This window comes from Salipiger sp. 1_MG-2023 (genome assembly GCF_030547555.1).
Taxonomy (GTDB): domain Bacteria; phylum Pseudomonadota; class Alphaproteobacteria; order Rhodobacterales; family Rhodobacteraceae; genus Salipiger.
The window spans coordinates 171,046-190,106 of the sequence record NZ_JAUOQN010000003.1 but is presented as its reverse complement, the minus strand read 5'-3'; the positions used below and the strand labels follow the sequence as shown (position 1 = coordinate 190,106).

Annotated in this window: 21 protein-coding genes, 1 tRNA gene and 1 pseudogene; 11 read left to right on the top strand and 12 right to left on the bottom strand. The window is 65.0% G+C overall.

Annotation, left to right across the window (positions count from 1 at the left end):
- Positions 1-406 (top strand): annotated as a pseudogene (locus Q4543_RS03250) (hypothetical protein); the annotation flags it as partial.
- A 67-nt stretch (positions 407-473) separates the two neighbouring features.
- Here the strand turns inward: Q4543_RS03250 and Q4543_RS03245 are convergent.
- Positions 474-550, bottom strand: a tRNA-Arg gene (locus Q4543_RS03245).
- A 126-nt stretch (positions 551-676) separates the two neighbouring features.
- Between Q4543_RS03245 and pheS the strand changes: the two genes are divergently transcribed.
- Both pheS and Q4543_RS03235 read left to right on the top strand, forming a co-directional pair.
- A complete protein-coding gene (pheS, locus tag Q4543_RS03240) occupies positions 677-1,747 on the top strand; it encodes a phenylalanine--tRNA ligase subunit alpha (protein ID WP_303436315.1) in 1,071 nt (356 codons plus the stop codon).
- A 52-nt stretch (positions 1,748-1,799) separates the two neighbouring features.
- On the top strand, positions 1,800-2,081 hold the full coding sequence (locus Q4543_RS03235; protein WP_303436314.1) for a YrhK family protein: 282 nt from the start codon (positions 1,800-1,802) through the stop codon (positions 2,079-2,081).
- Here the strand turns inward: Q4543_RS03235 and ruvB are convergent.
- Genes ruvB through ruvC form a run of 3 tightly spaced genes read right to left on the bottom strand, consistent with a single transcriptional unit; the run spans position 2,078 to position 4,279 of the window.
- Complete coding sequence (ruvB, locus tag Q4543_RS03230) at positions 2,078-3,103, bottom strand: Holliday junction branch migration DNA helicase RuvB (protein WP_303436313.1); 1,026 nt, start codon at positions 3,101-3,103, stop codon at positions 2,078-2,080. The genes Q4543_RS03235 and ruvB overlap by 4 nt on opposite strands.
- 1 nt (position 3,104) lies before the next feature.
- Entirely contained in the window at positions 3,105-3,791 is a 687-nt protein-coding gene (ruvA, locus tag Q4543_RS03225; protein WP_303436312.1) for a Holliday junction branch migration protein RuvA, read from the bottom strand.
- Positions 3,788-4,279 carry a crossover junction endodeoxyribonuclease RuvC gene (gene ruvC / locus Q4543_RS03220; RefSeq protein ID WP_216003505.1) on the bottom strand — a complete coding sequence of 164 codons (492 nt, stop codon included), beginning with the start codon at positions 4,277-4,279 and terminating at the stop codon, positions 3,788-3,790. The genes ruvA and ruvC overlap by 4 nt, the downstream gene beginning before the upstream one ends.
- 330 nt (positions 4,280-4,609) lie before the next feature.
- On the opposite strand from ruvC, the gene Q4543_RS03215 reads away from it, so the two are divergent.
- Positions 4,610-4,900 carry a DUF1127 domain-containing protein gene (locus Q4543_RS03215; protein ID WP_216003504.1) on the top strand — a complete coding sequence of 97 codons (291 nt, stop codon included), beginning with the start codon at positions 4,610-4,612 and terminating at the stop codon, positions 4,898-4,900.
- A 103-nt stretch (positions 4,901-5,003) separates the two neighbouring features.
- On the opposite strand, the gene Q4543_RS03210 is transcribed toward Q4543_RS03215, so the two are convergent.
- The 4 genes from Q4543_RS03210 to Q4543_RS03195 form a co-directional block, all read right to left on the bottom strand.
- Positions 5,004-5,348: a hypothetical protein gene (locus tag Q4543_RS03210; protein ID WP_303436311.1), complete on the bottom strand. Its 345-nt coding sequence runs from the start codon at positions 5,346-5,348 to the stop codon at positions 5,004-5,006.
- A gap of 108 nt (positions 5,349-5,456) precedes the next feature.
- Positions 5,457-6,332 carry a 50S ribosomal protein L11 methyltransferase gene (locus Q4543_RS03205; RefSeq protein ID WP_303436310.1) on the bottom strand — a complete coding sequence of 292 codons (876 nt, stop codon included), beginning with the start codon at positions 6,330-6,332 and terminating at the stop codon, positions 5,457-5,459.
- 134 nt (positions 6,333-6,466) lie between these two features.
- On the bottom strand, positions 6,467-7,699 hold the full coding sequence (locus Q4543_RS03200; RefSeq protein ID WP_303436309.1) for an MFS transporter: 1,233 nt from the start codon (positions 7,697-7,699) through the stop codon (positions 6,467-6,469).
- A 63-nt stretch (positions 7,700-7,762) separates the two neighbouring features.
- Positions 7,763-8,197 carry a cupin domain-containing protein gene (locus Q4543_RS03195; protein WP_303436308.1) on the bottom strand — a complete coding sequence of 145 codons (435 nt, stop codon included), beginning with the start codon at positions 8,195-8,197 and terminating at the stop codon, positions 7,763-7,765.
- A gap of 281 nt (positions 8,198-8,478) precedes the next feature.
- Between Q4543_RS03195 and Q4543_RS03190 the strand changes: the two genes are divergently transcribed.
- Both Q4543_RS03190 and Q4543_RS03185 read left to right on the top strand, forming a co-directional pair.
- Positions 8,479-9,453: a DMT family transporter gene (locus tag Q4543_RS03190; protein WP_303436307.1), complete on the top strand. Its 975-nt coding sequence runs from the start codon at positions 8,479-8,481 to the stop codon at positions 9,451-9,453.
- A 53-nt stretch (positions 9,454-9,506) separates the two neighbouring features.
- Complete coding sequence (locus tag Q4543_RS03185) at positions 9,507-10,118, top strand: hypothetical protein (RefSeq protein WP_303436306.1); 612 nt, start codon at positions 9,507-9,509, stop codon at positions 10,116-10,118.
- Positions 10,119-10,247: 129 nt separating this feature from the next.
- Here Q4543_RS03185 and trpS read toward each other — a convergent pair whose 3' ends face one another.
- Entirely contained in the window at positions 10,248-11,273 is a 1,026-nt protein-coding gene (gene trpS, locus Q4543_RS03180) for a tryptophan--tRNA ligase (protein ID WP_216003497.1), read from the bottom strand.
- Positions 11,274-11,350: 77 nt separating this feature from the next.
- Between trpS and Q4543_RS03175 the strand changes: the two genes are divergently transcribed.
- Positions 11,351-12,034 (top strand): rhomboid family intramembrane serine protease, encoded by a 684-nt coding sequence (locus tag Q4543_RS03175; RefSeq protein WP_303436305.1) that lies wholly within the window; start codon positions 11,351-11,353, stop codon positions 12,032-12,034.
- A 103-nt stretch (positions 12,035-12,137) separates the two neighbouring features.
- Here the strand turns inward: Q4543_RS03175 and rpsU are convergent, their stop codons facing one another.
- The gene (rpsU, locus tag Q4543_RS03170) at positions 12,138-12,344 is read right to left on the bottom strand and encodes a 30S ribosomal protein S21 (protein WP_009505830.1); all 207 of its coding nucleotides are present in this window, start codon (positions 12,342-12,344) and stop codon (positions 12,138-12,140) included.
- Between the two features lie 117 nt (positions 12,345-12,461).
- Between rpsU and Q4543_RS03165 the strand changes: the two genes are divergently transcribed.
- The 3 genes from Q4543_RS03165 (at position 12,462) to Q4543_RS03155 (ending at position 15,226) form a co-directional block, all read left to right on the top strand.
- Positions 12,462-13,160: a COQ9 family protein gene (locus tag Q4543_RS03165; RefSeq protein ID WP_303436302.1), complete on the top strand. Its 699-nt coding sequence runs from the start codon at positions 12,462-12,464 to the stop codon at positions 13,158-13,160.
- Positions 13,161-13,168: 8 nt separating this feature from the next.
- A complete protein-coding gene (locus Q4543_RS03160; protein ID WP_303436301.1) occupies positions 13,169-14,152 on the top strand; it encodes an NAD(P)H-quinone oxidoreductase in 984 nt (327 codons plus the stop codon).
- A 99-nt stretch (positions 14,153-14,251) separates the two neighbouring features.
- Positions 14,252-15,226, top strand: a complete 975-nt coding sequence (locus tag Q4543_RS03155) for a quinone oxidoreductase (RefSeq protein WP_303436300.1) — start codon at positions 14,252-14,254, stop codon at positions 15,224-15,226.
- A 137-nt stretch (positions 15,227-15,363) separates the two neighbouring features.
- Here Q4543_RS03155 and hemC read toward each other — a convergent pair whose 3' ends face one another.
- Positions 15,364-16,332, bottom strand: a complete 969-nt coding sequence (hemC, locus tag Q4543_RS03150) for a hydroxymethylbilane synthase (RefSeq protein WP_303436299.1) — start codon at positions 16,330-16,332, stop codon at positions 15,364-15,366.
- An 87-nt stretch (positions 16,333-16,419) separates the two neighbouring features.
- Here hemC and hemE point away from each other — a divergent pair, with 87 nt between their 5' ends.
- A complete protein-coding gene (gene hemE, locus Q4543_RS03145) occupies positions 16,420-17,448 on the top strand; it encodes a uroporphyrinogen decarboxylase (protein ID WP_303436298.1) in 1,029 nt (342 codons plus the stop codon).
- On the opposite strand, the gene Q4543_RS03140 is transcribed toward hemE, so the two are convergent.
- Positions 17,445-18,965: a bifunctional aminoglycoside phosphotransferase/ATP-binding protein gene (locus Q4543_RS03140; protein WP_303436297.1), complete on the bottom strand. Its 1,521-nt coding sequence runs from the start codon at positions 18,963-18,965 to the stop codon at positions 17,445-17,447. The two genes, hemE and Q4543_RS03140, sit on opposite strands and share 4 nt — an antisense overlap.
- Positions 18,966-19,061 lie beyond the last annotated feature (96 nt).

Genomic DNA, 19,061 nt, shown 5'->3' with positions numbered 1-19,061 from the left:
GTCGGTCTGCTCATCCCCTCCAGTTATCGCACTGGATTCGCAAGGTGAATCCCTCACAGGCTTTGTGCAACAGAGCCATCCCACGACCAAGCGTCGGGAATGGCGAACGAGCCGGGACGAAATCGCTGCGTTTGAGGCCAGCTATACGACACCAACGCTTTTGTCGGCCGAAACCGGTGCGCATTTGAACACGATTCAGGCCGTTCTGCAGTGCGAGGGGGTCCAGCCGTTCCGCCCGAACGGCTTGGATGTCGGACCGGTCTATCTTCGCAACGCTGTTGAGCCGGTTGTGGCATTCCTGAAATCTCAGGAAGGAAAGCAACCGCTAGCCATGGGATATGCTGAAATACCGTTCCATCCCAGTGTACTAGAAGAAACCTTCGACACCGCAGCCCAAGCCTCTTGACAGGGGGTGTGCATGGGAAACCGCCAAAACGTGCAAGCTTATGCTTCATTGGCAACTAATGAGCGCTTGGCGATCCGTGAAGGACTCGAACCCTCAACCTGCTGATTAGAAGTCAGCTGCTCTATCCAGTTGAGCTAACGGACCATGCGCAGCGCCGTTCTAGCGTCTCGCAACGGGACGCGCAATCGCCCTGACGGGGGCATCGCGCTTGCACCGGCGTGCCTGTCCCGATAGGGGATTGCGCAAGATATTTACCCGAGAGTGCCGACCATGGATGACCTGCGCGACAAGTATATCGACCTGATCGGAGCGGCTGGCGATGAGGCCACGCTCGAAGACCTGCGGGTGCAGGCGGTCGGCAAGAAGGGCGAGATCAGTCTCAAGATGCGCGAGCTGGGCAAAATGTCGCCCGAGGAACGCCAGATCATGGGGCCGAAGCTCAACGCTCTCAAGGATGAGATCAACGCCGCGCTGGCCGCCAAGAAGGCCGGGCTGGCCGACGCTGCGCTCAACGAGCGCCTCAAGGCGGAATGGCTGGACGTGACCCTGCCGGGGCGGGGCCGTCGCAGCGGCACCATTCACCCGGTCAGCCAAGTCTGGGAAGAATGCACTGCGATCTTTGCCGACATGGGATTCGCCGTCGCCGAAGGCCCGCAGATCGAAACCGACTGGTACAATTTCGATGCGCTGAACATTCCCGGCCATCACCCGGCCCGCGCCGAGATGGACACGTTCTACATGCATCGCGCCGAGGGCGACGAGCGTGCGCCCAACGTGCTGCGCACCCATACTTCGCCGGTGCAGATCCGGTCGATGGAAGCGGGCGGCGCGCCGACGCGGATCATCTGCCCGGGCCGCGTGTACCGCGCCGATTATGATCAGACCCACACGCCGATGTTCCATCAGGTCGAAGGGCTTGCCATCGACAAGGACATTTCGATGGCGAACCTGAAATGGGTGCTCGAGGAGTTCTTCTCGGCCTATTTCGGCACGGCGGTGAAAACCCGTTTCCGCGCCTCGCATTTCCCCTTCACCGAACCTTCGGCCGAGGTCGACATCCAGTGCCAGTGGAAAGACGGCTCGGTCAAGGTGGGCGAGGGCGATGATTGGCTCGAAGTGCTCGGCTCCGGCATGGTGCACCCCAAGGTGCTTGCCGCCGGGGGGATCGACCCCGATGTCTGGCAGGGCTTTGCCTTCGGCATGGGCATCGACCGCATCGCCATGCTGAAATACGGTATTCCGGATTTGCGGGCGTTCTTCGATTCCGATCTGCGCTGGCTGCGGAATTATGGGTTTGCCTCGCTGGATGTGCCGACGATCCGGGGTGGGTTGTCGCGATAGGCAAGCCTTCGCTGGTCCAGTCCCTAGCCTTCACTGCGAACAGGAGGCCCAGATGAAACTCTTCCGCCACGAAAACCGTGAACGCAGCCACGACACGCGCCGCGTTTACGCCTTGTTCGAAATCGCCCACACGGCAGTGGATTTCGCGGCAGCGGTCTGTTTCACCATCGGGTCGGTGCTGTTCTTCTGGAAGCAATATGAGACGCAGGCGATCTGGCTGTTCACCATCGGATCGCTTTGCTTCATGGCGAAACCCACGCTGAAGCTGGCGCGGGAAATCAAGCTCTACCGGATGGGCAAGATCGACAGCCTCGCCAGCCGCTACGAGGATTAATCGAACAGCGACGACTGCCCCGGTACCTTGGGCGCGGCCATTCCCAGATGGGTCCATGCGCCTTGTGTCAGCATCCGTCCGCGCGGGGTGCGCTGGATCAGGCCCTGTTGCAGCAGGAACGGCTCGATCACTTCTTCGAGCGCGTCGCGGCTTTCGGACAGGGCCGCCGACATGGTTTCGATGCCGACCGGGCCGCCGTGGTAATGCTCGGCGATCAGCGTCAGGTAGCGCCGGTCGGCCCCGTCAAGGCCGATGCTGTCGACGCCAAGCCGCGTCAGCGCGCCATCGGCCAATTCGCGCGTGACCACGCCATTGCCCTCGACCACCGCGAAATCCACCACCCGGCGCAGCAGGCGGCCGGCGATGCGGGGCGTGCCGCGCGAGCGTCTGGCAATCTCGCGCGCGCCATCGGGTTCGGCGCGCACGCCAAGCTTTTCGGCGTTGCGGGTGACGATCTGGTTCAGCTCGTCGACCGTATAGAACTGCAGCCGCGTCGGAATACCGAAGCGGTCGCGTAGCGGCGTGGTCAGCAGGCCCAGCCGCGTGGTGGCCCCGACCAGCGTGAAGGGCTGCAATTCGATGCGCACGGTGCGCGCGGCGGGGCCTTCGCCGATCACAAGATCCAGCTCGTAATCTTCCATCGCCGGATAGAGAATTTCCTCGACCACGGCGTTCAGCCGGTGAATCTCGTCGATGAACAGCACGTCATTGCGTTCGAGATTGGTCAGGATTGCCGCCAGATCGCCCGCCTTGGCCAGCACCGGCCCCGAGGTCATGCGAAAGCCGACGCCCAGTTCGCGCGCCATGATCTGTGCCAGCGTCGTCTTGCCAAGGCCGGGAGGGCCGTGAAACAGCGTGTGGTCCATGGCCTCGCCGCGCTGGCGGGCGGACTGGATGAAGACGCGCAGGTTGGCGCGGGCCTCGGCCTGACCGACAAAGTCGCCGAGCATCTGCGGGCGCAGGGCGCGGCCTTCGTCTTCGGGAAGCGGCTCGGGGCGCAGGGTTGGGTCTGGTCCGGTCATGTCAGGTCTTCGGCGCCAGCAACTTCAGCGCGGCGCGTATCAGATCGTTGAGCCCCGCCTCGGGCGCGTCTTGTGCCGCCTGCGCCACCGCTCCGGCGGCGTCGGCGGGCGCGTAGCCAAGGTTGCCGAGGGCCGACAGCGCCTCGGCCTGCGCCGATGCAGATGGTGCGGGCTTGCGCGGGGCGGGTTTGCGCGCGGGGGCAGGGGCGCCTTCGATAACCTCATCGGGCACGTCATCGGGCACGTCATCGGGCAGGGTGACGGTGCCGGTGCCCATCGCCATGACGGCCGGGGCCTTGTCCTTGAGTTCGATCACCACGCGCTGCGCGGTCTTGGGGCCGATGCCCTTGGCGGCCTTGATCGCGTTGACATCGCCAAGCGCGATGGCGCGGCTGACCCCGTCAGGGCCAAGCGTGCCAAGGATGGCCAAGGATGCCTTGGCGCCGATCCCCTGCACCGAGGTCAGCAGCCGGTGCCATTCCTTTTCCACCAGCGTCGGAAAGCCAAACAGCTGCAGCAGATCCTCGCGCACCAGCAGGTCGGTATAAAGCGCCGCCGCCTCACCGGGGGCGGGCAGCGTTGCCAGCACCCGGTCAGAGCAATAGACGATATAGCCGACGCCGCGCACGTCGATCAGCACGTGGTCGTCGCCCTTGTATTCGATGCGTCCAGCGATGCGCCCGATCATGCCTTGATCCTCATGGTCTGCCCGCCAACGTGATGCGCGTGGCAGATGGCGATGGCAAGGGCGTCGGCGGCATCGGGGCCGTTGATCTGCACGCCGGGCAGCTGCATCTTCACCATGTGGCCGATCTGCGCCTTGTCCGCGTGGCCGACGCCGACCACCGTCTTCTTGACCTTGTTGGGGGCGTATTCCCCCACCGGCAAGCCAAATTGCGCCGGAACCAGCAGGGCGACGCCGCGGGCCTGACCCAGTTTCAGTGTGCCGACCGCGTCCTTGTTGACGAAGGTCTGTTCGATGGCGGCCATGTCCGGAGTGAATTGAGAAAAGATCGCGCTGAGCTGGCGGTGCAGCGAGAGCAGCCGTTCGGCCAGCTCTTGCGCCCCATCCGATTCGCAAACCCCATTGGCGACATGCCGCAATCGGCTGCCCTCCATGTCGATGATTCCCCATCCGAGGCGCCTTAGCCCGGGATCGATCCCCAATACCCGCATGTTTGCCCGCCTGCTCGATGTCGTTTTCTGGCTTGTTTGACGGCAGTGTTAGCACGAAACGCGAACACGCTCCAAGCGGGTTGCGACGGGCTTTGCGATGGCGATGCCATTTCAGGCGGCGGCGCAGCCTGTTTGCGACTGTCGGAGGCGAAAACGCGACTCTTTTCTGACCAAAATATGGGCGCGATTCTTGCCGGAATGTTCGGTCTGCGAGCTATTCGAAAACTGCATACGAACCATGCAATCTCTCATATTGCCTGAACGCATTTCCACGACTACCTCCGCATAGAAATCAGGCAGTTTGAAAACTTCAACACAAGGACACGACCCATGTCGGCATATGATACATTCCGCACCGATCGCGGCACCGCCGGCCTGGCCGGCCGCATCGGATCTGTCTTCGTCACCGGTTACGGTGCCGCCCCTGCAAAAGGCGCATCGGTTTCGGTCGAGATCGCAGCAGGCGTCAACCGCTTCTTCTCTGCTGTCACTGACATGATTGTCGAGTGGCACGAGGCCCGTTTGACCCGCAAGAGCCTTGATGCGCTGACCGACCGTGAGCTGGACGATATCGGCCTGACCCGCGGTGACATCGAGATGGTAGCCCGCGGACGCTGGTAACAGCTGCTGCAAGGCGATACAAAAGGCCGCGTCCTTCGATCAGAAGGGCGCGGCCTTTTTCTATGCGCAATCGCTAGGAAACAAGAGCGGCGCGCCCTCGCGATCAGGCGAGAATGCGCTGGACTGTTTCGGCGATCCACAGGCTTGCGCGATCAGGCGACATCACCCACGCCCCCGCTTTTTCGACGATGCCGCCAGAGGCGAGCCTGCCGATGTGGCCCTCGTAGCCTTCGACGCCGAGGCTGGTGAGCAGCAAGCCCTTGAAAGCAAGGAAGCATGCGCCCGCGATCAGCAGGGTCCGCAACTTGAAGAACGGGACACGGCGGATCGGCTTGTGCTCGATCGTGCCGTTGCGGTTCAGCGATGTGACATACCCTTCCGCCAGCTTACGGTGCTTTTCTGTCACCGCGCGATGGCGTTTCTCGAACTCTTTAACCACCTTGTCCATGACACCCTCAGGAACCGATCCGACCCCCACCGGATGGGACGGAATATGGGCAATGAATATGGCGCGAATGGGGCAAATGTATCGGGTTTATCGTATCTGGCGCCGGAGCTAAGAGGTTTTGCGAAGCGTCAGCGTCACCCAGTCGCCAATCACCTCGCGGGTGACTTGATTGATGCCATTGCGGGCATAAACCTCGACGACCTCGTCGGCCTGACGGGTCAGGATGCCGGAGAGAATCGCGTATCCACCTTCGCCGATATGGCGCGCCATGTCGGGCGCGAGGTCGATCAGCGGCTGCATCAGGATATTGGCGAAGACCAGATCGAAGGGCGCGCGGGCGGTGATCTCGGGATTGGCGAAGCCGGCGGATTCGACGCAGCTCACCTTGCCGGACAGGCCGTTGGCGCGCACGTTGACCTCGGCGACTTCGACAGCCACCTCGTCGATGTCCGAGACGATCACCGGGTTCGGCCAGATCCGCGCCGCCGCCATGCCGAGCACCGCAGTGCCACAGCCCACATCGGCGACGCTTTGCCCGGTGAAGCCTTCGGTGGCGAGCCGGTCCAGCGCGCGCAAGCAGCCCAGCGTGGTGCCGTGGTGGCCGGTGCCGAAGGCCATGGCGGCCTCGATCAGCAGTGGCTCGCACCCGTCGGGGACCTTGTCGGCGTCATGGCTGCCGTAGACAAAGAAGCGCCCGGCCTCGACCGGCGTCAGCTCGCGGCGCACCTTGTCGACCCAGTCGGTGTCGGGGACTTCGGAGATCACGAAGGCCGGTGCGTCGAAGGCAGCGGCCAGAAGCGCCAGTTCGATGCCATCGGGGGCTTCGACGAAATAGGCGCCGATTTCGAAGGTCTCGGAGCCATCCTCGATTTCGAAGACGCCGACGCCAGTGGGTTCGGGGTCGAGCTCTTCGAGGGCCTCGCCGAGAGCCTCGGCGGCATCCTTGTCGGAAAGCTTGGTGAAGGCGGTCCAGGTTCTGGGCATGACGGGTCTCCGGATGGGTCGAGGCCCGATAGCGCGTTTGACAGGGGTTGGGAAGGGTTCGCGGTATCGCAGGGGGCGCTGCCCCCGCCCTTCGGGCCCCCCGGGATATTTGGGGCCAGAAGAAACCGGGGGCGCTATTCGGCCGGGGTCGGGACGAGGGCGGTGAAGATGGTCTCGTTTCCGGGGGCGGGATGGCGCGGGATCAGCAGGGCGAGGCCGAGCGAAGTGAGCGCCATGCCGGCGGCAAGGCCGAAGACCGCCCCGGGAGCGGCGAGCCAGAGCAGCCCCAGCAGCACCGGCAGAAAGACCGCAGCGATATGGTTGATGGTGAAGGCCACGGCGGCGGTGGGCGCGATGTCGCGCGGGTCGGCGATTTTCTGGAAGTAGGTTTTCAGCGCAAGGGCGAGGGCGAAGAAGATGTGATCGATGACATAAAGCACCGAGGCCAGCAGCACGCCCCAGCCGAACCAGTAGAGCCCGCCGTAGAGGGTGAAGATCACCGCCAGTCCGCCGTATTCGACCAGCAGCACGCGGCGTTCGCCGAAGCGCTGCACTGCCTTTCCGAGCATGGGGGCCGCGGCGAAGTTGACCATGAGGTTGATCAGGTAGAGCCCTGTCAGTTCGTCGACCGAAAAGCCGAAGCGTTCCACCATCATGAAGCCCGCGAAGACCACAAAGATCTGCCGGCGCGCGCCCGACATGAATTGCAGCGCATAATACAGCCAGTAGCGGCGGCGCAGGACGAATTCCTTGCGCTGCGGGTGGGGGCTTTCGAAACGGGGGAAGGCAAAAGCGCACCACGCGACGATGACCAGCGTCAGGCCGCCCGAGACCATGTAGACCGTATCGTAGGACAGATCGAAGCGCTTCCACGTCAGCACGATGGTGCCGTAGGCGACGAAGGTTGTGGCGCTTGCCGCCGCCAGCAGCCAGCCGAGCATCTGCGGGGCGCGGTCCTTTGGCAGCCATTGCAATTGCAGGCTCTGGTTGACGGTTTCGTAGTAGTGAAAGCCGACCGAGCTGAGCAGGGTGATGGTCAGGATGCCGCCCATGGTCGGGAACCATGCAGTGACGGCGGTGGCCAGCCCAAGCAAGGCGAGCGAGGTCAGTGCCAGCGCCTGTTCGCGCATCACCAGCAGCACAAGGATCACGCCGATGGCGAGAAAGCCGGGGATTTCGCGCACCGTGTGCAGCAGGCCGATGTCGGCGCCATCGAAACTTGCGGCCTCGATGACAAAATTGTTGAGCAGCGCCGACCAAGTGGCAAAGCTGAGCGGCATGGCGATGGCCATGAGGAACAGCAGCGTTATGGGGCGGCGCCAGAATGGCAGGCCGCTGGCTGCGGCGAGGGGCACGATACGGGTCATGCCCTCTGTCTAGGCTGTCGCGCGCGATCTGGCGAGCGATATGGGCCTGCGCCTGCGCACAGATCAGGCGTCCGAAAAGCGATATTCGACCTCGGAAAAGCTGTCGCGCGGGAAGATGTAGAGAAACCGCAGGCCGTCGGTGCCGGCGACTGTGCCGTGTTCGGCGTCTTCGGGGATATAGAGCGCGGTTTCCGGGCCAATCATGTGCGGTATGCCGTCGATGGTCACGACGCCCGATCCGGTGAGCCCGAAATAGATTTCGGCAGGGCCGTGGCGATGCGGCAGCAAGGTGCCCATCGGCCCGAATTCGGCGATGCCGAGAACCATGCCCTTGGTGGGGGTGCGTTCGGCGCTGAACAGGGTGCGCCAGCGGACCGAGCCGAAGGCCGGATCCTCGCCGCCTTCGAGCGGGATTTCCGCGGTATTCGCCAGAGAGGCCAGTGACAGCAGGGCCGCGAGTTGCGGTGCGCTGGCGGGGTCGAATGTGGGCTCCTGCATGGTCTGGCCTTTCGTATGCGCTGATGGGGAATGCTGGCGGCCGGGGGCCTGATTCGTCGCGCTCGAAAACGACATGTTTGTCGCGATTGGGGGATGTGATGACCTCTGCGCAAGGCCGTCGCATTGACCCGGGTGCACGGGGCCATTGCGCAGAGACGAGCGCGGCATGCCGGGCTGTTCGACAGCGCCAATGCGCGGATGATGGCGGCGCAGGGAGATGGCCGAGCCGTTGCTGTGCAAATGATCTGGCGCGCCGCCCCGCGCCGGGCTAACGCTGGGCGATGAAAACGCTGAACGATCGGCCCGGACTGGGCATCCTCTTTATCTGTCTCGGGGTCGTGGCGATCTCGGTCAACGACATGCTGATCAAACTGTTGTCGGATGGCTATCCGCTGCACGAGATCGTCGCCGCGCGTTCGGCGGGCGGCTTGCTCATTACCCTGACGCTGGTGCAGCTTGAGGGCGGCTGGGCCAGTCTGCGGACGGCGACACCGGGGCTGCATCTGCTACGCGGGCTGATGGTCGTGCTGGCCAACATGACCTATTACGCTGCCGTCGCGGTGATCCCGCTGGGGCAGGCGACGGCGCTGTTCTTTGTTGCGCCGCTGTTCATCACCTTGCTGTCGGTGCCGCTGCTGGGCGAAAAGGTCGGGCCGCTGCGCCTTGGCGCGGTGCTAGTGGGGTTGCTGGGCGTGGTGGTGATGCAGCAGCCTTGGAAAGAGGATCTGACGGTGTCGCGCCTCGTGCTGGCGCTGCCGGTGATCTCGGCGCTGTTTTACGCGGCGATGCAGGTGCTGACGCGCAAGCTGGGAATCAGCACGCGGGCGTCGGTGCTGGCGGTGTATCTTCAGGTGGTGTTTCTCGCGGTGTCTTTCGGGTTCTGGCTGGCGGCCGGTGACGGGCGCTATGCGGATCGCTTCGACAGCGAGAGCATGCGGTTTCTGCTGCGCCCATGGGTGATGCCGGACAGGCAAGATGCGCTGGTGCTGCTGGGGCTCGGGGTGCTGTCGGGCTTTGTCGGCTATGCGCTGAGCGCGGCCTATCGCATGGCGCAGGCGGCGGTGATCGCGCCGTTCGAATATATCGGGTTGCCGATGGCGATCCTGTGGGGATGGCTGATCTTTGGCGACTGGCCGGGGCTGAGCGTCTGGCTCGGCTGTGCGCTGATCGTCGGGGCCGGGCTGTTCGTCTTCCTGCGCGAGCGCCAGCGTGACCAGCCCGCGCCCGGCCGCCGCAGGCTGTGGGGGCGGCGTTGAACGCGCCTTGCGCCGGGCCTATAAGCCGGCGCAGTCGCAACCCGGAGGACCCCATGCAACCGCAGGAGATCGAGCGCCTTTTCACCCGGAGCGGAGAGTATTCCTTTGCCCGCTGGGGGCGGCCTCTGGCCCCGATCGTTTTCGGGGTCGAGGATGAGACGCTGTCCCTGATCAAGGGCGCGTTCGAAGCGCTCTGCACGATGTCATCCCACACGATGACCGATGGCGACCCCGAGCTTGGCGCCAATGTCATGATGTTCTTTTTCCGCGACTGGGAAGAGCTTCTGGATGTGCCCGACCTTGGGCGCATGATCAACGGGCTCGAAACGCTGGTGCCCCGGTTGCAGGCGAGTGGAGCGAACCAGTATCGCGCCTTTCGCTTCGATAAACACGGTGCGATCAAGGCCAGCTTCGTGTTCCTGCGCATGGATGCCGCCCTGTCCGCGCAGCCTGCCGAGGAGTTGGCGTTGTCGCAAGCGGCGCAGGTGATGCTGGCTTGGGGCGAGGCGGCGTTTTCGGACCGCTCGCCGCTGGCGCAGCTCGAGGATGGCCGGGTGGTGCTGCATCCGCAGATCGCGGCGTTGCTGCGCGCGGCCTATGACCCGGTGCTGCCGGTCTGTGCGCGCGATGCAAGCCATGCGCTGAGGCTGGCCGCCCGGATCTAGGGCAAAGACGCTCACCCTTTGGTGTCGCGCCGGATGGTCGGGCCAAAGGACCATCCGGTGCGGAGCGCGACCGGGCGCATGTTGCGCGCCCGATCGTCTGATATCAGCCCGCGTAGCAGGCGATGCGGCTCAGGCGCCGACCATCCCGACGATCTCGTAGGTCTTGCGCAGGATCGGCGCGGCGATGGTACGGGCACGGGTGGCGCCGTCCTTGAGAATGCGGTCGATCTCGGCCGGATCCTGCATGTAGCGCGCCATTTCCGACGAGATCGGCGCCAGCTTGTCCACCGCCAGATCGGCCAGCAACGGCTTGAATTCGCCAAACGGCTTGCCGCCCATCTGCGCCATCACCTCGGCCACTGTTTCGCCTGACAGCGCGGCGTAGATGTTCACGAGGTTGCGCGCCTCGGGGCGTTCCTTGAGCCCGTCGGCGGTTTCGGGCAGCGGCTCGGGATCGGTCTTGGCCTTGCGGATCTTTTTCGCGATGGCGTCGGCGTCGTCGGTCATGTTGATCCGGCTGGCATCCGAGGGATCGGATTTCGACATCTTCTTGGACCCGTCGCGCAGGCTCATGACCCGCGTCGCCGCCCCTTCGATCACCGGTTCGGTCATCGGGAAGAACTCGGTCTTGAAGTCATGGTTGAACTTGGCCGCGATGTCGCGGGTCAGCTCGACATGCTGCTTCTGATCCTCGCCCACGGGCACATGCGTGGCGTGGTAGACCAGAATATCCGCGGCCATCAATGCGGGATAGGCCAACAGCCCAAGCGAGGCTTTCTCGGCGTGTTTGCCCGCCTTGTCCTTGAACTGGGTCATGCGGTTCATCCAGCCCATCCGCGCCACGCAGTTGAAGATCCAGGCCAGCTGCGTGTGCTCGGGCACCTGCGACTGGTTGAACAGAATCGACTGCGTCGGGTCGAGCCCGGCGGCAAGATAGCCCGCCGTCAGCTCGCGGGTCTGGCGGCGCAGCGCCTCGGGGTCTTGCCAGACAGTGATCGCGTGCATGTCGACGACGCAGTAGATCGTCTCGATGCCGCTGCCCTGCATGTCCACGAAACGCTTGATCGCGCCGAGGTAATTGCCGAGCGTCAGGCCACCCGATGGTTGGATGCCGGAAAAGACGCGCGGGGTGAAGGCGGTGGTGCCCTCGGACATGTGTGGTACTCCGTCTGGAACTTCGGGTGGGGTTGGCTTACCCATGCCCCGGCATAGCGTCAAGAAAGAGCCCGCACATGGTCCATCCGATCAACGAACCACCTCTGAACCCAGTGCCGCCGGTGGTGATGGCGCTGTGCATCGTCATCGTCGGGGTCGAGGCGGTGTTTTCGCTGGGCTCTTATGGCGTGATCGGCGGGCCGGCGGCGGTGGGATGGCGGCTTGACGCGCTGGAGCGCTTTGCCTTCTTCGCGCCGGTGCTGGACTGGATGTTGCAGACCGGGCGTTATCCGGCATCGGAACTGGTGCGGTTTTTCAGCTACCCGTTCGTGCATGGCAGCTTCATCCACGCCGCCTTTGCCGGGGTGATGCTGCTGGCGATGGGCAAGATGGTGGCCGAAGCGCTGGGGGCGGTGCGCCTGCTGGCGATCTTCTTCGCCTCGAGCCTTACGGGCGCTTTGGCCTACGGTCTGCTGGCAACCAGTCAAGCACCGCTGATCGGGGCCTTCCCGCCCGTCTATGGCCTGATCGGGGGCTTTACCTATTTGCTCTGGCTGCGGCTCGGAATGCTGGGCGAAAGCCAGATGCGCGCGTTCGGCCTGATCGGGATGCTGTTGGGCATCCAGCTGCTGTTCGGCCTGCTGTTTGGCGGCTCGCAGGACTGGATCGCCGATATTGCCGGGTTCGTCACCGGCTTTGCGCTGAGCGTGGTGATGGTGCCGGGCGGCTGGGGGCGGCTGCTGGGCAAGCTGCGCCGCTGAAAATGACAAACCCCCGAAAGGCAGGGCCCCGGGGGTCGTCGTCTTCATGGTGTCGGAAGGTCTGCTGACCCCCCGCAATGTCGGCAAGATCGCCGCGCAGGTCTTAGAGGAGACCTTCGCGTTGAAGCTTCTTGCGCGCCAGCTTGCGGGCACGGCGGATGGCCTCGGCCTTCTCGCGCGCTTTTTTCTCGGACGGTTTCTCGAAATGCTGCCGAAGCTTCATTTCACGGAACACGCCTTCGCGCTGCAGCTTCTTCTTCAGAGCGCGGAGCGCCTGATCGACGTTGTTGTCGCGAACACTTACCTGCATGTGGTTTTCACCACCTTTCTAGATTTGAGTTGCAAGGATTTGCAGGAAGCCGCCGTATAGCAAGGCTTTGCCAAACTGTCTAGGCTCCTACATAATGGAGTCTTAGGAGGAAGCCCAATGTCAGATCCCAGAATGGACGATATATCGGGGCGCCTGCTGGACGCGGCGCTCAATCACGTGGCCTTTGACGGCTGGTCGGAAACGACCTTTCGCGCAGCCGTGGCCGATGCCGGGGTCGATCCCGTGGTGGCGCGGGGGTTGTTCCCACGCGGTGCGGTCGATCTTGCAATGGCGTTTCACCGACGCGGCGACGCGGAAATGGCCGCGAAGCTTGCAGAAATGGACAGCGAGGGGATGCGCTACCGCGATCTGGTGGCGCGCGCCGTGCGCACCCGCATCTCGCTGGTCGAGGACCGCGAGGCGGTGCGCCGGGGCACCACGCTGTTTGCCCTGCCGATCTATGCCGCAGACGGCGCCAAGCTGATCTGGGGCACCGCCGACCGGATCTGGGAGGCGCTGGGCGACACCGCCCGCGACTTCAACTGGTACAGCAAGCGGGCGAGCCTTTCGGGGGTGTACTCGTCGACGGTGCTGTACTGGCTTGGCGATGATTCGGACGACAAAGAGGCGACCTGGGCCTTTCTCGATCGCCGCATCGAAGACGTGATGCGCATCGAGAAGGCCAAGGCAAAGCTGCGGAGCAACCCGCTGATGAAGCGCGTGCTGGCCGGGCCGGAAAAGGTGCTGGGCAAGATCCGCGCGCCGCGATCGGCGACGCAGAATGATATTCCGGGCGGCTGGACCGCGCCGAGATAGGAAGACCAATGACCGATACGATGCGTGCCGTCGAGATTTCTCAGCCCGGCGGCCCCGAGGTTCTGCGCCTGTGCGAGCGCCCCGTGCCGCAGGCCGGCCATGGGCAGGTGGTGATCCGCGTGGCCTATGCCGGGGTGAACCGCCCCGATGCGCTGCAACGCGCGGGCAGCTATGCACCGCCCAAAGGCGCCAGCGATCTGCCGGGGCTCGAAGCCTCGGGCGAGGTGGTCGCGGTTGGCGATGGCGTCGACTGGCCCGCGGTGGGGGATGCGGTCTGTGCCCTGCTGCCGGGCGGCGGTTACGCCGACTATGTCGCGACCCCGGCGGCGCATTGTCTGCCGGTGCCCGCTGCCCTTGGCCTGCGCGAGGCGGCCTGCCTGCCCGAGACGTTCTTTACCGTGTGGTCCAATGTCTTCATGCGCGGCGGGCTGAGCGGCGCAGAGCGGTTCCTTGTGCATGGCGGCTCGTCGGGGATCGGGACAACGGCGATCCAGCTGGCTTCGGTGCTTGGCGCGCGGGTGTTCACCACTGCCGGGTCGGATGAGAAATGCGCCGCCTGCCGCGAGCTTGGGGCAGAGCGCGCCATCAACTACCGCGACGAGGATTTTGTCGAGGTGCTGCGCGCCGAGGGCGGGGCGAACCTGATCCTCGATATGGTGGGCGGCGATTACCTGCCGCGCAACGTCAAGGCGCTGGCCGATGATGGGCGGCTGGTGCAGATCGCCTTCCTTCAGGGGCCGAAGGTCGAGCTGAACTTTGCGCAGGTGATGATGCGCCGGCTGACCATCACCGGCTCGACCCTGCGCCCGCAAAGCGATCTTGCCAAGGCGCGCATCGCGCAGGCGCTCAAGGCGAACGCATGGCCACTGCTCGAGGCAGGGCGCGTGGCGCCGGTTATGGATTCCGAATTCGCGCTGAAGGACGCCGCAAAGGCCCATGCGCGGATGGAAAGCTCGGGACATATCGGAAAGATCGTGCTGAAACTGGCCTGAGCGCCGAGGCTTTTTCGCAGGAACAATCGCTTCCGGCGCATGGCAGGGATCTTTCGTGCGAATGATCCTGGGCACCCGGACTGACAGGAGAGGACTACAATGGCCAGAACCGTGATCGTCGAGGCCCATGGCGGCCCCGAGGCGCTGAAAATCGTCGAACGCGAGGTCGGCGCGCCGGGACCGGGCGAGATCCGCATTCGTCACAAGGCCTGCGGGCTGAACTTCATCGATTGCTATCAGCGCTCGGGGCTGTACCCGATGACGATGCCGGCGGCACTGGGCATGGAAGCCTCTGGCGTGATCGAAGCGGTGGGCGAAGGGGTCAGCCATCTCGCCCCCGGTGATCGCGCAGCCTATGCCAGCGTGCCTCCGGGTGCCTATACCGAGGCGCGGGTGATGCCCGCCGCGCAGGTCTGCAAGCTGCCCGACGCGATTTCCTTCGAGGAAGGCGCAGCGATGATGCTCAAGGGGCTGACGGTGCAATACCTGTTCCACCGCACCACGCCGCTGAAGGCCGGGGATACCGTGCTGTTTCATGCTGCCGCGGGTGGGGTCGGGCTGATCGCCTGTCAATGGGCGAAATCCGAAGGCATCCGCCTGATCGGCACCGCCGGGTCGGATGAGAAATGCGCCCTCGCGCTGGAACACGGGGCCGATGCCTGCATCAACTACGCCACCGAAGACTGGGCGGCCCGCGTGCGCGAGCTGACCGATGGCAAGGGCGTCGACGTGGTGATGGACAGCGTCGGCAAGTCGACCTTCGAGGGCTCGCTCGACAGTCTCAAGCCGCTGGGCATGATGATCTCGTTTGGCAATGCCTCGGGGCCGGTCGAGGCGTTCAACCTTGGCATTCTGGGTCAGAAGGGTTCGCTGAAGCTGACGCGCCCGACGCTGTTCACCCATATCGCCGATCCTGCCGCCTGTCAGGAGATGGCGACGATGCTGTTTGACAAGGTTGCCAGCGGCGCGGTCAAGATCCGCATCGGCCAGAGCTTCCCGCTGGAGCAGGTCGCCGACGCGCATCGCGCGCTCGAGGCGCGCGGCACGACGGGACAGACCATCCTGACGCTGTAATGCCGCGCCGGGCGGGGCATTGGTCCGGCCCGGCATTGCAACAGATCACGGAACGACGGCAGCAGACCCCCCATTCCGGCAGGCGCTCTGGCGTGATGTCTTCCAAGATCCGCCAGTGCCCGGTCGGTGCAGACTGGTTAGCCCTGCGGATCGCGCCAGGCGAAAAACTCTGGCCCGGCCCTGTCCAGCAGGCTGCGTGCCAGCGCGCGGCCAAGCTCTGCCGCTTGCGTTGCGGGGCCGCTGATCTCGTCCGCCCAGGAGGCGCTGCCATCCGGCGACAGGATCTCTCCGCGCAGCCGCAGCTGATCATCGCTCAACTCGGCCAGCGCCGCGATGGGCGTTTCGCATGATCCATCCAGCGTGGCCAGAAAGCTGCGCTCGGCGGCAAGGCGGGTCGCGGTGGGTGCGTCATGGATCGCCGACAGCATGGCCGCGACGCGGGCATCAATGCTGCGCCGTTCAATCCCGATGGCACCCTGCGCCACGGCGGGCAGCATCTCGTCCGGTGACATCGGCGTCATCGGCACGTCGCTCATGCCCATGCGGTTCAGCCCCGCCATGGCAAGAAAGGTCGCCGCCGCAACGCCGTCATCCAGCTTTTTCAGACGGGTCTGCAGGTTGCCGCGAAATTCCACCACGCTCAGGTCGGGCCGCCGGTTCAGCAACTGCGCGCGTCGGCGCAGCGACGAGGTGCCCACCACGGTGCCCGGTGCCAGATCCGCCAGCCCGGCAGCGCCCGGCGCGATAAAGACATCGCGCACATCCTCGCGCGGGAGATAACAGTCCAGCACCAGCCCCGCGGGCTGCTCGGTCGGCATGTCCTTCATCGAATGCACCGCGATGTCGATGCCGCCCGACAGAAGCTGCTCTTCGATTTCGCGGGTGAACAGCCCCTTGTTGCCGATCTCCTTCAGCGGACGGTCGGCGGCGATCATCGCGCGGTCGTCGCCGGTGGTGCGGATCACCACCACCTCGAACGCCGCCTCGGGCAGATCGAACGCGGCCATCAGGCGGGCGCGGGTCTCATGGGCCTGCGCCAGCGCCAAAGGCGAGCCACGAGTGCCGATCTTGAGGGGCTGGGCGGGGGTCGGAAGCTCTTGCGTCATGGCCAAAGCTTTATGTCGCGGGCGGGGCGCTGGCAATGGGGCGCGAATTGACATATTGCCCCGGTGACCAACCGGGAGGCCAGCGAAATGACCAAGACGATCCTGCGCGCGCTCAAGGGCGAAACCCTGCCGACACCGCCGATCTGGATGATGCGTCAAGCCGGGCGCTACCTGCCGGAATACAAGGCGACGCGGGCACAGGCGGGTGATTTCCTGTCGCTGTGCTACAACCCCGAACTGGCCGCCGAGGTGACGCTTCAGCCGATCCGCCGCTATGGCTTTGACGCCGCGATCCTGTTCGCCGACATCCTGCTGCTGCCGCAGGCGCTGGGCGCGGATCTGTGGTTCGTCACCGGCGAGGGGCCGCGCCTGTCGACGATCACCGCCGACGCCGAATTCGACAAGCTGGGCCGCGGCGAGATGATCCACGACACGCTTGGCCCGATCTACGAGACGATCAGGATCCTGCGCCGGGAACTGCCGGGCGAAACCACGCTGATCGGTTTTGCCGGGGCACCGTGGACGGTGGCCACCTACATGATCGCCGGGCAGGGCACGCCGGATCAGGGCCCGGCCCATGCGCTCAAGGCCGAGAACCGGGCGCTGTTCGAAAAGATCATCGAGCGGCTGACCGAAAGCACCATCGACTATCTGTCGGCACAGGTCGACGCCGGGGCCGAGGTGGTCAAGCTGTTCGACAGCTGGGCAGGTTCGCTCAGTGGGGCGGATTTCGACCGCTACGCGCTGGAACCGGCGCGGATCATCACCCAGGAACTGAAAGCGCGTCACCCGGGCCTGCCGGTCATCGCCTTTCCGCGTCAGGCCGGCGACAAGTACATCGGCTTTCACGCCGCCACCGGGGCCGATTGCGTCGCCGTCGATGACAGTGTGACGCCGGAATGGATCGCCGAACATGTGCAGCCACATGGCTGCGTGCAGGGCAACCTTGCCTCGAAGCACATGGTGACAGGCGGAGACGACCTTGTGCGCGAAACCCGCCGCGTGGTTGATGCGCTGAAGAATGGCCCGCATATCTTCAACCTCGGGCATGGCATCACACCCGATGCCGACCCCGAGAACGTTCAGCTGATGATCGACACGGTGCGCAACGGCTAAGGGTGCAGCGCGGCGCGGGCCTGCAACAACGTCTGTTCCGGCGTGCCCGAGGCGTCGATGCGCAGCCAGTGGCCGGGCAACTGCGCTTGCAAGGTCTGCCGTTGCACCACCTCTGCGGTGGCGTCGGACGCATCGGCGCGCCGGTCGGTGACGCGCGCTTGCAGGATCGCGGTATCGGCCTCCAGCCACAGGGGGCGGAACGGCACGCCCGCGCGCTGGGCCAGCGTTTCCACATCATGGCGCTCTGACGGGGCAAGCCATGTGGCATCCAGCAACACGCTGCGATTGGCGGCCAGCAGGGTTTGCGCCCGGCGCATCAGCTGGTCATACACGGCGGTGCTCGCGGCGGCCCCATAGGCATCATCTGGCAGATGATCCAGCGGCTGGACCCCGGCCAGCGCCTTGCGTTCCAGATCCGAGCGCAGATGCACCGCGCCCGGGCTTGGCCCCACCAGCGTTGCCAGATCGCGCGCCAGCGTGGTCTTGCCGACCCCTGACATGCCGCCGACTGCCAGCAGCATCGGCGGCTGCGGCGTGAAATCCGCCAAGGCGTCATCCAGAAAGCCTTGCGCGGCGTCGATATGGCCGCTGGCACCGCGGGTGGCGCGGGCGGTCTGGATCTCGACCATGGCGCGGATCGCCGCGCGGATGCCAAGGAACAGCGGCAGCGCGGCGCTGCCCGCATCCTCGCTGCCCTTCGCGGCAAACAGCCACGCATCCAGCGTCATGCAGGCCGCGCGGGTCAGGCCGCGGTGGCGCAGGTCCATCACCAGAAAGGCCAGATCGTACAGCACATCGCAGGTGCCCAGCACCTCGTCGAATTCCAGCGCGTCGAACGGCACGGGCCGCCCGTCGAGCAGCACAAGATTGCGCAGGTGCAGATCGCCGTGACAGCGGCGCACCGCACCGGCCTGTGCGCGCTGGGTCAACAGCGGCGCGACAGCGGCCAGCGCGGCGCGGGCGGGAATGTCAAAGCTGCGCACCCGGTCTGCGCCCAGCTCTTCGGTCATCCCGGCAAAGGCCGCAGTCAGTTCGTCGATGATATCGCAGATCAGCTTGGGGCCGTCGGCGGCCCGCTGCGGTGCGGCCTCGTGATAGGCCCGCACCGATTCGCCAAGCGCGATGCTCAGTTGATCGTCCAGCGCGCCGCGATCGGCGATTTCTGACAATTCGTCCTCTTGCGGAAATCGTTTCATCCGCAGCACCCATTCCACCGCCGGGCCGGGGCCGTCCAGTTCCAGCTCGCCGCCCGCCGCGCGGCTCAGCGCCACAACGTCGCGGTAAATCCCCGGAGCCGCGCCGGCGTTCAGCGACAGCTCGCGTTCGAGCATCGCCCGCCGCCGCAGCAGGGTCGAGAAATCCATGTAATCGTAGGTCACTGCGCGCTTGATCTTCCACGCCTCGTCCCCGGACAGAAACACATGCGCGCCGTGGGTCTGCACATGCGTCACGGTTTCGCCGCCATGGTTGGCGGGTGCGCAAAGCCAGTCAATGGTCTGTTGTTGTGGATCGGTCATGGCGGCCTCTGCGGCAAGAATAGCGCGTGGATGGCATGGCTGTACATGCGCCGGGTCAAGACAGGTTCATGCCGTTTGTGGTAGGGTCGCGCTGTC